The organism is Bradyrhizobium niftali, from assembly GCF_004571025.1.
Classification (GTDB): Bacteria; Pseudomonadota; Alphaproteobacteria; order Rhizobiales; family Xanthobacteraceae; genus Bradyrhizobium; species Bradyrhizobium niftali.
Genome location: NZ_SPQT01000040.1, coordinates 1 through 13089, shown reverse-complemented (window position 1 = coordinate 13089; position 13089 = coordinate 1). Strand labels below are relative to the sequence as shown.

General features: G+C 59.5%; 8 protein-coding genes and 1 pseudogene. 2 read left to right on the top strand and 7 right to left on the bottom strand.

All coding sequences use genetic code 11. The features are described 5' to 3' along the window. Positions 1-16 precede the first annotated feature (16 nt). The 3 genes from E4K65_RS41580 to E4K65_RS41570 form a co-directional block, all read right to left on the bottom strand. The gene (locus E4K65_RS41580; protein ID WP_135179033.1) at positions 17-1333 is read right to left on the bottom strand and encodes a UDP-glucose dehydrogenase family protein; all 1317 of its coding nucleotides are present in this window, start codon (positions 1331-1333) and stop codon (positions 17-19) included. A gap of 198 nt (positions 1334-1531) precedes the next feature. After that, positions 1532-2944, bottom strand: a complete 1413-nt coding sequence (locus tag E4K65_RS41575; RefSeq protein ID WP_167771578.1) for a mannose-1-phosphate guanylyltransferase/mannose-6-phosphate isomerase — start codon at positions 2942-2944, stop codon at positions 1532-1534. 23 nt (positions 2945-2967) lie between these two features. Beyond that, a complete protein-coding gene (locus tag E4K65_RS41570; RefSeq protein ID WP_135179031.1) occupies positions 2968-3987 on the bottom strand; it encodes an NAD-dependent epimerase in 1020 nt (339 codons plus the stop codon). A 1289-nt stretch (positions 3988-5276) separates the two neighbouring features. On the opposite strand from E4K65_RS41570, the gene E4K65_RS41560 reads away from it, so the two are divergent. After that, on the top strand, positions 5277-6905 hold the full coding sequence (locus E4K65_RS41560; protein WP_135179029.1) for a glycoside hydrolase family 26 protein: 1629 nt from the start codon (positions 5277-5279) through the stop codon (positions 6903-6905). 878 nt (positions 6906-7783) lie between these two features. Here the strand turns inward: E4K65_RS41560 and E4K65_RS41555 are convergent. Further along, complete coding sequence (locus tag E4K65_RS41555; RefSeq protein ID WP_135179028.1) at positions 7784-8197, bottom strand: hypothetical protein; 414 nt, start codon at positions 8195-8197, stop codon at positions 7784-7786. A 1929-nt stretch (positions 8198-10126) separates the two neighbouring features. Continuing rightward, complete coding sequence (locus E4K65_RS49120) at positions 10127-10492, bottom strand: hypothetical protein (protein WP_235885958.1); 366 nt, start codon at positions 10490-10492, stop codon at positions 10127-10129. Positions 10493-10510: 18 nt separating this feature from the next. Between E4K65_RS49120 and E4K65_RS41540 the strand changes: the two genes are divergently transcribed. Beyond that, the gene (locus E4K65_RS41540) at positions 10511-11626 is read left to right on the top strand and encodes a hypothetical protein (protein WP_135179027.1); all 1116 of its coding nucleotides are present in this window, start codon (positions 10511-10513) and stop codon (positions 11624-11626) included. A 370-nt stretch (positions 11627-11996) separates the two neighbouring features. Here E4K65_RS41540 and E4K65_RS41530 read toward each other — a convergent pair whose 3' ends face one another. Together E4K65_RS41530 and E4K65_RS47915 are read right to left on the bottom strand one after the other, a co-directional pair. Further along, on the bottom strand, positions 11997-12239 hold the full coding sequence (locus E4K65_RS41530) for a hypothetical protein (protein WP_135179025.1): 243 nt from the start codon (positions 12237-12239) through the stop codon (positions 11997-11999). 356 nt (positions 12240-12595) lie between these two features. Further along, positions 12596-13089: pseudogene (locus E4K65_RS47915) on the bottom strand (hypothetical protein); the annotation flags it as partial.

Genomic DNA, 13089 nt, shown 5'->3' with positions numbered 1-13089 from the left:
CAACAATGTGTAGCTATCAGCCCTGCGCCGACGGCCGGCCGATGCTCTCGTAGGTGAAGCCGGCCGCTTCCATCTCTTCGGGGCGATAGATGTTGCGGAGATCGACGATGACGGCCTGCGCCATGGTCGCCTTCAGCCGGTCGAGATCGAGAGCGCGGAACTGCACCCATTCGGTGACGATGACGAGCGCATCGGCGCCTTCCGCGCAGGAATAGGCGTCTTCGCAATAAATGATGCTGGGCAGCTCGCTCTTCGCCTGCTCCATCCCGACGGGATCGAAGGCCTTGACCTTGGCGCCCATGTCGATCAGGCCGGTTACCAGCGGGATCGACGGCGCATCGCGCATGTCGTCGGTGTCGGGCTTGAAGGTGAGACCAAGCACGGCGATGGTCTTGCCGCGCAGCGAGCCGCCGAGCGCCTGGCTCACCTTGCGCGCCATCGCGCGCTTGCGGTTCTCGTTGACGGCGAGCACGGATTCGACGATGCGCAGGGACACGTCGTAGTCCTGCGCGATCTTGATCAGCGCCTTGGTGTCCTTCGGAAAGCACGAGCCGCCGAAGCCGGGACCTGCGTGCAGGAACTTGGTGCCGATGCGGTTGTCCAGGCCAATGCCGCGCGCGACCTCCTGCACGTTGGCGCCGACCTTTTCGGAAAGGTCCGCGATCTCGTTGATGAAGGTGATCTTGGTCGCGAGGAATGCGTTGGCAGCGTATTTGATCATCTCGGCGGTGCGGCGTTCCGTGAACATCAGCGGCGCCTGGTTCAGCGACAGCGGGCGATAGATGTCGCCCATCACCTTGCGGCCGCGCTCGTCGGAGGTGCCGACCACGACACGGTCGGGATACTTGAAGTCGCGGATCGCCGCGCCCTCGCGCAGGAATTCGGGGTTTGAGGCGACGACGACGTCGGCTAACGGATTGGTCTCGCGGATGATGCGCTCGACCTCGTCGCCGGTGCCGACCGGCACGGTCGATTTCGTCACCACGACGGTGAAGCCCGACAGCGACTGCGCGATCTCGCGCGCGGCGGCGTAGACATAGGACAGATCGGCGTGCCCGTCGCCGCGGCGCGACGGCGTGCCGACCGCGATGAAGACGGCATCGGCATCCGCCACCGGCTTCGACAGGTCGGTGGTGAAGTCGAGCCGCTTGGCCTTGACGTTGCTTGCGACCAGCTCGTCAAGGCCGGGCTCGTAGATCGGGATCTCGCCGCGATGGAGCGCTGCGATCTTCTTCTCGTCCTTGTCGACGCAGGTGACGTCGTGACCGAAATCCGCAAAGCAGGCTCCGGACACCAGTCCCACATAGCCCGTTCCGATCATCGCGATTCGCATGAAAAACTCTTTCCGTTGACGACGGATGTTCCACTGAACACCCTAGACCATTTCTCTATCCGGCCGCACGCCCAACATTAGGGCAAGTTGCTGCGCGGGCCGAATAAATCTTGACCGCTCTGCGCCGAAACAACGGCGGACCCGGATGAGGGATACGCCCCTCCCCGCGCTGTCGAGAGCCCGGCTCAAACGCCTCGGTCAGGATCGCTGATAGTCGTCTTCAATCCGGATGATGTCGTCTTCCCCGAGATAGCTGCCGGTCTGGACCTCGATGAGCTCCAGCATGATCTTACCGGGATTCTCCATCCGGTGCACCGCGCCCATCGGGATGTAGATCGACTCGTTCTCGTGCACCGTCTTCACGGTCTCGTTGACGGTGACCCGGGCGGCACCACGCACCACGATCCAGTGCTCGGCACGATGATGGTGCTTTTGCAGCGACAGCCGCCCGCCGGGCTTGACCACGATGCGCTTGACCTGGTGACGCTCGCCATTGTCGACCGACTGGTAGCTGCCCCAGGGCCGGTGCACCTTGAGATGCTCCTCGGTGACCTTGGGGGCGACTGCCTTGAGCTTGGTCACTAGGCGCTTCAGGCCGTTGGCATCCTTCTGGCGCGACACGAGGACCGCATCAGCGGTCGCGACCACGACGAGATCGTCGACGCCTTCGAGCGCGACCAGCGCGGAATCGGTGGTGACGTTGCAGTTGCGGGAATTCTCGAACACCGCGGCGCCGTCCGCGGCGTTGCCTTGCGCGTCCTTGTCTGACAGCTCCCACACCGCGTGCCAGGAGCCGACATCGGACCAGCCGCAGGACACCGGCACCACGGCGGCGCGCGATGTCTTCTCCATCACCGCATAGTCGATCGAGATCGCCTTCGCCGCGCCGAACGCCTCCGGCTCCAGCGTCACGAAGCCGAGATCGCGGCCGGCGTTGTTGACTGCATTGGCGACCGCCTCCACGCTGGCCGCATCGACCTTGCGGTATTCGTCGAGTAGGACGGTCGCCGGGAACATGAAGTTGCCGCTGTTCCAGAGATAGCCCGAATTGACGTAGTCGGCCGCCTTCACCGCGTCCGGCTTCTCGACGAAGCGCGCGACCGCGTGCACCTCGCCGGAGATCACCTCGCCCGGGCTGATATAGCCGTATTCGGTCGCCGGCCGCTCCGGCTTGACGCCGAAGGTGACGATGCGCCCGGCGCTCGCGGCGGTGAGGCCTTCGCGGCACGCCGCGACAAAGGCGACCTTGTCCTGCACCACATGGTCGGCGGCGAGCGCCAGCACGATGGCGTCGCTGGCGCGGTTCTGCGCGAACGCCGCGCCCGCGGCGATCGCAGGCCCGGAGTCGCGCCGTATCGGCTCCAGGATCACATCGGCCTCGATGCCGATCTCGGCGAGCTGCTCCAGCACCATGAAACGGTAGGACGCGTTGGTGATGACGATCGGACGATCGAACAGCGCGCCGTCCGAGACCCGCAGCAGCGTGTCCTGGAAGATCGAGCGGGTGCCGAACAGCGGCAGGAATTGCTTGGGGCGCACCTCGCGCGAGGCCGGCCACAGCCGCGTGCCGGCACCGCCGCACATGATCAGGGGGATAATTTTTTGAGACACGTGCGAGCTACTCATGTGAGGGGTTATACACGGTGATACTGTCGATACCATTCGACAAAGCGGCCCAAGCCATCCGCCAGCAGCGTCGAAGGCGCGAAGCCGACGTCGCGTTGCAAGGCCGAAATGTCGGCGCGTGTCTCCAGGACGTCGCCGGCTTGCATCGGCAGAAGCTGGCGGATCGCGGGCTTGCCGATGATCTTTTCCAGCGTCTCGACGAATTCGATCAGATTGACCGACCTGTTGTTGCCGATGTTGTAGACGCGATACGGCGCGTAACTCGTCGAGCATTCCGGCTGCTCTGCGTTCCACGCGAGATTCGGGACCGCGGGCCGGTCGAGCGTGCGGATCACCCCCTCGACGATGTCGTCGACATAGGTGAAGTCACGCCACATGTTGCCATTATTGAAAATCTTGATCGGCTCATTGGCGAAGATCGCACGCGTGAACAGATAGGCGGCCATGTCGGGCCGTCCCCACGGACCGTAGACCGTGAAGAATCGGAGACCGGTCACCGGCAGTCCGTGAACATGCGCGAACGTATGCGCCATCAGTTCGTTGGCCTTCTTGCTCGCGGCATAAAGGCTGACCGGATGATTCACCGAATGCTCGGTTGAGTACGGCAAGGTGCGATTGGCGCCATATACGGAACTCGACGAGGCGTAGACAAGATGCGCCACACCATGGCGGCGGCCGGCTTCGAGCACAGTGACAAAGCCGTCACAATTGGCGCGGATGCTGGTGATGGGATCGTCGATCGAGGCACGCACCCCCGGCTGAGCCGCCAGGTGAACGACGCGATCGGGCGAGACCTCGTCGAACACACGCGTCACCGCGGCAAAGTCTGCGAGGTCGATCTCGTAGAAGCTGAAATCGGGACGGTGGTTGAGCGCTTCGAGTCGCGCACGTTTCAATGCCGGATCGTAATATGGCGTGAACGAGTCGATACCAACGACCCGTTCTCCACGCGCCAACAGCCGTTCACAAACGTGCATTCCGATGAAGCCGGCGGCGCCGGTCACGATCACTGGCCGAAAACTTGTCATCTCATTCATTCAGCGAAGCAATGCCAGACCAAGACATGAGAGGCAAGGACATGACGACCAAGACAATCATCAAACCAAGCGGGTCTCTGTAAGCGCATCGAAATGTGTAGGAAACATGATGGCGTCATGCATTGTCGCATGCTATCCGCCTGCCAGGACGCTCGGACCATAGCGTCACATGTGCACACCTCATAGATCGTATATTCGGCGCGATTGCCCACTCTTGAGGCATCGTTCGCGCGAAATACCCGCTTAGAAAAAAGATCGGCTTCGAAACTCTCCATCAACGGCAGATTCCTGTCACAGTCGCTCACGGACGTTCGGCGTTCCGCCGCCGAATTGATCAAAGCAATGGAGCGCTTGCTCGCGAGCGACGCGAGGCTCCGCAAGGTTGTAGATCTCGGTCGGTCGGATCTGCTGCACCAGGCCGATCAGATTGCCAGGCGTCACGGACTTGTGGCATTTACCGCAAGTTGCAAATATTCCGGATGGAATGTATTCTAGCATGTTTGCTTAGTTTGTCGTCGGCACCCGCTGCAAGTTAAGCGAGCTTGGTGCCCTTCGGTGCCCAAACCTGGCTGACAAGACCGGTACGGTCGTCGAAGTTAGCCTTCGCAGCACCGCATTACAGTGTTGTTTGATGGCGGCGCAAGACCGAGCTGCCTGCACCAGGATTATTTATCCCGTCTATCAGGGTAACAGATCTTACGTGGCCTTCGAATGGAATATGCGGGTTGCGATCTTGTCGGGATCGAAGCCTCGCGCCCTCGGCGATTTCGAATTCTCTGATGCATCGATATCTACGAAGAGCGTAATCCGCAGTGCCGAGCCGCGAGGAACCGAAAGTTTGCGGGGTGGTGGCGCGGCCGCTTGGGTAGCAGCTGGGCAGACCTATCCACCGACAAAGCAGCCCCCTACCCGGTGTGGCCGATGAGGTCACACCGAGCGAGACGCGCGCGCCCTGCCCCAGTGCCCCCACTGTTGGCCGCCCAGAAGGCGCTTCCACTCCGCGTCTAAAGTTGCTCACGCATCAGGGTCTCCTCAGAGACCTTGATGCACGATTGAGCCCACGTGAGAATCCTTATTGAGTACGACCCCTTGGCCGACGGGCTGGCTTTGCTGCCACTCTCTCGTGCGTCTTCCTAGAGCCGCGCAATGATCACGAGCTTATAGCCGGTGACGGTTGCGATGATGGGCGTTCAGTAACGACATCAGAAACCCGCATTTGCTGATTAGACACGAGTCAACAGCCGGGTATCAAGCAAAGAGAAGGGGAGCAAGCAAGAGACATGGCTCAGAACGCAACCGGTGCCACGCCTTTTCCTCTCGGCGTCTTTGTCGGGAATCCGAACTATTATGATTCGACCGAGGAGGCGAGTTTCGAAGCAAACTTCAACGCCTTCTCGGACCTGATGAAAACGAAGCCGCAATTCCTCGACCAATATAGCGATCAGCGCCTGCCCATCTCAGGTTGGGTTGGTCAGGCGAGTTGGAATGCAGCCTCAATGGCCCAGTCGCCCGTGCTTAAAGGCGTTACGCCGGTGATCGGGTTGCCGATGACTTCGACCGCGCCAGGCTCGGGAACTCCCGATCAGTTTTACAAGGACTTCGCGGCCGGAAAATACGATTCCGTTCTGAAAGGCATGGTCAAGACCTGGGCTGACCACGGTTTTGCGACACAGATCTGGCGGCCCGGTTGGGAGATGAATATCGACACCATGCCGTCCTACGCCGGCAACGACGCCGCGACACGCGCCGATTGGGTCAAGGCGTTCCAGCACATCTCCACGGTCTTGCACGCCGCGGGCAAGGCCGAAGGAGTGAGCGTCCAGGTGGCGTGGAATCCGAGCGTGGTCAACTACAGCCCCGCCGGCAACGTCATCCAGACTGCTTACCCTGGGAACCAGTATGTGGATATCATCGCCGCCGACGTCTATGGCGATGTCTTTCCCTACGGCTCGCCGACGCACCTCTATGACTGGGACAAGAGCGGGCAAGTCCTCAACTCGTCCCACCCGGTCTACGATTCTAGCGTCCAGCAATGGGCGTCGGATCCAGTCAACCTCCAACATTACTACACCTACCCGGCCGCCAACCAATGGTCACTCGATGGCAGCGTGGGCCATGCGACGACCCTTCAGGAGCTGATCAATCTCGCCAAATCAACCGGCAAGCCGTTCGCGATTGCCGAAACTGGTGCCGGTAACACGAATGATGGCGCGCGTCTCAGCGACAATCCGACATTCGTGAAGTGGCTGGCGGACACGCTGCATCAATCGGGGGTCCACGTCAGCTTTGTGAACATCTGGGATTCGAACTCCGATGGACAATATCGTTTCACCAGTGCCGCCGACAACAAGCCGCTGGAGGCCGCAGCGTGGGCGAGGTATTTCGGCGACCCGTCTCCATCTACATCTCCGTCCACATCCAAATCGGCACTGGTGGCTACTGATTCATCGCACGCACCGGTTGTTGCTGTTGCGGACACTCTTCCTGCGGCCGTGCCGACTCCAACGTCACCGCCGCAGACTAATGTGACCGATCATGCGACCGGCACCGGCCCGGAACATGGATGGTGGAGCGAGCATCACGACTCGATCGCGAATGGTGGAATGACGACGCCTGCGACCCACACAAGCATGAGGCTGGCAGCCCAGAGTTCTGCCTTGTTGAGTCAGATCGAGCACTTGGTCGCCGCGAGGGGCGGTTTGAACGCTGTAACAGCACCGATCACCGCGGCGGAGGCATCACATGTAGACGGCTCGACCGCAGCGTTCCTGGCAAGTCACGGCTTTGCGCTTCTGAATCAACATCTGGCCGGTAACGCCGGTCGGGTCGAGCCCGGTCAGATAGTGTCAACTGGGTCGAATAGCGCCACTTGGGCACAGGACTCAATTTTGACCAGACCGCAGCATTGATCCACTGCCGCGCCCAGCCACTCCATGCGGTCACTGGGTGCGGCAGCCATCACCAACGTCCAGAGCGATCAGCACAAGGTAACCTCGACCGATTCGAGTGCCGCTTCGCGGGCGAGTTTGATATCATGACCGTCATCAGCCGGAAAATTCCGCAACGAAGCCAATCTGTCTTCGTGCTTCAGCCGCCCTCGCGTCTGAGGGGTCGAAGCGACCGCTTCTGTTTCGCCAGGGCGGCTCGCTCATAGCGCTCAAGGCTGCGAGGTGTTGCAGACGCACCGAGACGGGGCACTCCCAAATCGCGGCCAACATCTCCAGACGAACGTAGCGAATGCGCAACAGCTTCAGCTTACAACGCGCGAGGCGCGTCATGGATTCCGGCGCGATCTGATGCCATAGGCCAGGTCCGATCGCTGCAACCAAATTCTCTACCCCGCCGTCCGGAGCCACACTCTCTTAGGACACGACGTTTCTGGCGTAACAGACCCGACCATGATCGAGCTTGAGAGCGCATCACCCTGGGGGAGCCACCGACCACGAAGACAGCTATCACAGCTCCGGACAAATCTGCGCTGACAGATCGTGGGCAGCAGCTGCTAGCACACGGGTAATCTGGCATGGCTGAAGCCTTGTCGCCAATTAATCATGGCGGGAGCCTCGCGCCCCTGCGGTCCAACATCGACGGCCGAAGAGGCCGCCACCGACCGGCCCTTCCTGGCCGTATCGGTCGACCGGTCACCCCGGACAAAGGCCTGTGCATTCAGATCCGATGCCTCTTGAGCCCATGCCCCCAAGCCGGGTGGAGAAGGCAAGCACGTCGCGGCCTGAAACGCGCCGTTCGTTGGCGTGGGGCACCAACTGGGCGACGGGCCTCAGCCTCATTACGGATGGTCGACGGCGCTGACAAGCAGCGGGCCATTCGGCCGGGACACCGTGACCTCAACCGTCGAGGTGCCTTCGTCATGCCGGTTCTTGCCCACCACGAGGAGGGTGAATCTGTCCGTCCCCGAAAAGTTCGGTTTTGCGAAGTAGCGGAACCCAGGGCCGACGAGGACGATCTCGCCGCTCTTCGGCTTCTCCGTCACCTCAACGTTGTAGATCTGCATCGTCGACCAGCGAAGTCCCTGGATGCAATCTACCCCCGGCGCGATCGTCATCGACCATTCCATGGTGTCGCCCGCAAGCCTGTACGGCTTATTATCGCGCAAGCAATTAGGTGTGGCTTTGGTTTCAGACGCTGATGCGAGCAACATCAGCATCGCAGCGATAGCTGCACTAAATGAAATTCGTGACATGGTCGCCCCCTTTTCATGAGGCGTCACTATGGACGATGCCGCTAAACGATATGTTAGGGAGCAGGGGCCGGCTTGCTCGTTGGTGAATCTCGCATTAAGGAGAGGCGGATCGCCCTCCGGAAGCGCCAGAAATATAACTCTACCACAAGCTGCGCTCTTGAACTTCCAGCATTGATATTCGAGAGGACGCCGAAACGCCAAGACCAAACGCTAATTGGTCGTATTCGGCACGCAGATTGGGACCTTCGCGGTGCCGCCTCATTGGTTAGCAGAATTGACATATGGGGCATATAACGATTGGCTATGCAGCGCGGCCCAAGCGAGTGACGCTGGTGCGGCGCCGCTTGAACTTTTCCGATTGGTGGCGCGAAATTTGCTGTCGCTGAATTCGACGGATGGCCAACACCCGATTGGAGTGCTCTGTGCTCGGTCTCTTGATACTGTTTGTGGTGGCCGCATTGTTTTTCGGAGCGGGCTATGCCACGCGTGCAGCAGTCTCGCGAAAGCGGTACACTGAGTACCTCAAGTATGAGCCCTATCTCGGCGCTCCGCGAATGACCCGGCCACCAGCTTTTCTCATCCGCGGCAACACTCTCTCTGCCTCTGCGCCCTCAGACAATTCCGACGACCGCTCGTCCCGGGGGGCTGGTGGTCAGCCTCCACAAAAGAGCCTCTCTGAGGGCGACGCAGTGAGGCCTTCCAATTCTCTGTCAGAGAGTGCGCGACTCAAGCCGCAAACAATGCGTTAGGCTGAGGCCTTTGGCCACACGGCCGGTCGCGGACTATTGCGTGGCCTTTGCATGGATAAAAAATGAGCAGGTTGGTTTAGATTTGGGGTTGAACATTGTCGAAGCCTGCGTAGCTTGTGGTTGAGCGAATCGAAATTCTAGCGCTCCTCAAGAGCGACGTGCAATGCCTTCCATATCCATGCTCGACCGCTTGGCGCTAGGGTTGGGTACCTTGGCGCTACGCCTGACGTACGGTAGTTCGGGCGGCGGTAGTCGCGCGAGCTTCCGAAGGCTACAAAGATTTCTACCGCTAGTCGTACTGGCCGCTATTGCAGGCGGCGCGGCTGTCTTGCTGGTTTTGCGTTTCGTTGATCCAGATTGATGTTTCAGGCGATCGCGCGAGGTCATCCGGGTGAGAGCCCGCCGTTACGCAAAAATCCTTTTGACCGTACCGCGGGTATCGTCGCTCAGGGCCTTAAGGTTGAGCGATTTCCTAAACTTGCTCACCACACTGAGGGCTCCGTAGCTTGGCGATATAGGTACAGGGCGCTGAGCGCCTTGGCGTTTTCCATGCGCAAGAGTTTCTTGAAATCTCAGTGGTCCATGTTTTTCTGGAGCGGCTATCGAATTGCTGCAGAACAAGAATGTTTGCATTGCGCGAGCACTTGTCGCGTCGACGACGTTGGCGGAGTTGGACTAACTCGTCGTCACGCGACGACATTGTCTGACTTAGATCTCTTGGTGTCCCCTGCTTCGCGCTCGTTGCGAGCACTATCGCGTAGGGTCCTTCTGGCTCAATTCCGATATCACCTCGAAGTACACCCACTTGACCGGAAATGTCCTGATTCCACACTAGCACGTAGTCCTCAAATTGACCGACACTTCTCCAGGCTGCGATATGGCAAACATGTATTCCCTGAAACTGATTTGGCTCCTAGCGGGGATAGGCCTCGCCGTCACTCTCGACCTGCCGGGTAAATACGCGTTTGCAAGCCCAAGTGCCGAGACTGCTAGGAAGTGCATGCGCTATTCCTATCTTGTCTATCCATACAAGCGGCCGGGATCAGTCCGTGGAAGCGGTGATCGTCAAACATACTTCAGGGAATGTATGGCAAAGGATGGTAACGTCCCGGAGCCACCACCGCCGAACGGGTGAGTGCGCTATTGCCAGGGGCAACGAGCGGCTCCCAATGGATACCCTTTACTTCGCGTTGCTATCGTCGATCTTGCCCCCGTTAGCAACGCACTTGTTGAAAAAGGCTTGCTGATCGCGGCCGCTTCCCTTTGTACTTCCAGCTGCGGGGTTGCCGGATTCGCGGGGCGGAAACTGCTTGGCCATGAGTGCGCTGCACTTTCGGGCTACCTCGGCGGTGACGGCAAATGCTGGAATTCCGGTCGCAGCGAGGACAAGGTAAGCCAAGCCCAGCACCGCGATTTCGCGTCTCGGTATGAACGTCACCATCTTCTCCTTGCCGAACAGACAGCCGCTCCTTGAAGCCGCCGACGAATACTTTAGTTTCTTTTGGGGTATTTTGAACACTGAAATAAGGTTGCGGCCAACCGCCACGGGAGCGCCCAAATCGGCATGAGTTCGCAAGAGCTGCGGGAGCGCGAGGAAGAAGACGCCAATCAGGCCTCTAACGAGGTTCAATTCGCGCTGGTGATCGCTCGGATAATAGAAACGGTGAAGGCCGATCCTGAGCTTATGCGCCAGGCGGTCTATGATCTGGCGCGCCATAAGCTTCAGGAACAACTCGTTGATTCAAATCCGACAGATACCCAGCGCGCCAAACGTACGCTTGAGACTGCGATCCACGGCGTAGAGGAATTGTCACGGCAGCAAGTCGGCCCGCCTGCACCATCTCCGGTACCACAGCTGAGTTCGGCTTTGCCGCGTAATCCGCCGCTAGGAGAAACCGGTCCCGAATCGGGCGTCGGGCTGAGCCATCCGGCAAATGGAGCCGACCGCCATCGCTTGTGGACTGTCATGACGTGGACCGCTGTGGTCCTGCTGATCGTTGGAACCGTCTTTACCGTTGCGCTGCAACGCGAAAGCCTGAGGACGCTGGGACAGCCCCTCCAGAGTCAGGGGGGACAGGCGGTTACCCATAAAGCAGTCGGGACACCCGCCTCCGCAACGGCCAATACGGCCTTGAACCGGTCCCCACCGCCTCCTTCATTCCCGCGGCCGACCGACTACGGCGTCTATGCGCTCGGAGACGATTCCTTGACCGAACTTCGGCTGCTGCCCGGCCGGCCACCAGATGCGAGGGTCGCGGTCTCTGCCGCATTCAGACTGCCTGGCAAAGTGAGCCTGCCAAACGGACATCCCGAGTTCATTGTCTTTCGGCGAGAAACCACTACCAACATATTGGAGCATGCCGAGGTGCGCGTAATCGCCAGGATTGCTCGCGAATTCTCGGCTGAGTCGGCAGGCAAGCGGCTCGACGATAACGACTCCTGGGTCATCAGAAATTTCTCTTATCCATATCGGGCTTCTCCCGTGCCAGATAGTCCAGAGATGTACAGACTCCATAGCGAGGACCCGACACTGCAGCTTCCACCCGGCCAGTACGCGCTGATCCTCAAAAGCCAGTCCTATTACTTCAGCGTCGAAGGCGCCATTGTGGATCCTCGGCAGTGCATCGAGCGGGTCATCATCACCAGCGGCACTTTTTATTCAGCCTGCAAGAAACCATGACCCCTTGCCAAGCAATGGATGCAACCTACCTCCAGTGGTGGCGTTAGGTTGATACGGCCCCGTGTGGAGGCTCTTATGAGTGCCGCTAAACTGTTGCTAACCTCTGCTCTGATTTCGCTCCTGACTGTTCCAGCGTTTGCTCAAGGCACGCAGCAGAATGCGAATGGCCGACAGCAGAGTAATACGTCCCAGAATTACGTGCGGAGTTCGCGTTCCCCCGTAGCGACCCAACCTAGCAACAATCCATTCCAGAACCCCATCGGGCAAGGCGTGCCCCCGGCGGCCTCGGCCAACCCCGCTCTCAACAGCAATCGTACCTTTGCGCCTCGCTAGGATTTGTGAACGGGCCTTCGTCGCCACCGACCGCAATTTACTGTGAGGCGACGTCTACCTCAATCGCCGAGGTTCCGCCTATATGCAGCGAGGTTCCCTTGATCACAATCTTGAAATGGTCGGCCCCCTGTGCGGCCGGATCCGAAAAATAGCGGAATGAAGGGCCTTGCAAGACAAGGCGGCCCGATTTCGGCGGGTCTACAACCGCGATCGCGTCAATCATGATCGTCGACCAGCGTAGTCCCTGAATACATTCAGCGCCGGGCTTGATTTTGATCAACCACTGAATGGTGTCCGATCGCAGCTTGAAGGGTTGCGGATGCAGGATGCAAGTGCCCCCGGCTGACACCGGTAACGGATAGCACGCAAGAATTTGAACCAACAACGCAGCGATTATAAGATTTCGCATAAGCCTCTGGCCCCCAACGGTCCTGCTTGCTTACAGACAACGCTCTTTTGTGAAAACCAAACTAGTCTGACCCGCTTGGTACCAGTGAAACCTCGCTTACCAACACTGCTCCGATCCCGCATGCGCTCGCTAGCGTCTCACGCCGTTGGCCGCAATCGCCGACGCCGATACCGCGGCCACGCGCGGACGAATAGTCTATTACAGCCTCTTCCAAGAGCAATCATCGTTCAAACCTGCAACAGAAATAGATCAGTCGGCGGGGCGTGGGACAGGGTGAAATGCGTACTCTCTATGCCGTGCTGAACGTTGCTGTCAACGTGGAGGTCGTGCAATGCCTGCGCGAGCACCTGCGAGCGGGGCACTAGTTCGTGCCCCAGAGGGGTCGCAGTAGATCCGAATTGCGAAGTGGCAGCGGAGAAGTTGAATCCGTCAACTGGCGGATCGATGACGAGGGTGCCGCCGTTTCCATCGCTTGAGAGATTGAACGTTGAATGGGTGTAGTCGCCGGCTAGCGTGATGTGCGCGGTATGGTTCTGGGCGTCCGAGACGGTGAGTACCCCGCCCGATGTGTCACCTGAATAGGCGAACTTCGTGCCTGATCCGAACGAGATGTCCTTGAGATCGAGAATATCCGAGCTGGACGGATCACCGTTGCCGGAAAGGCCGTAAATCGTGCCAGTAAATTGCGTGGAATGATCGAGAGTGAAGGTACCGGTGACGC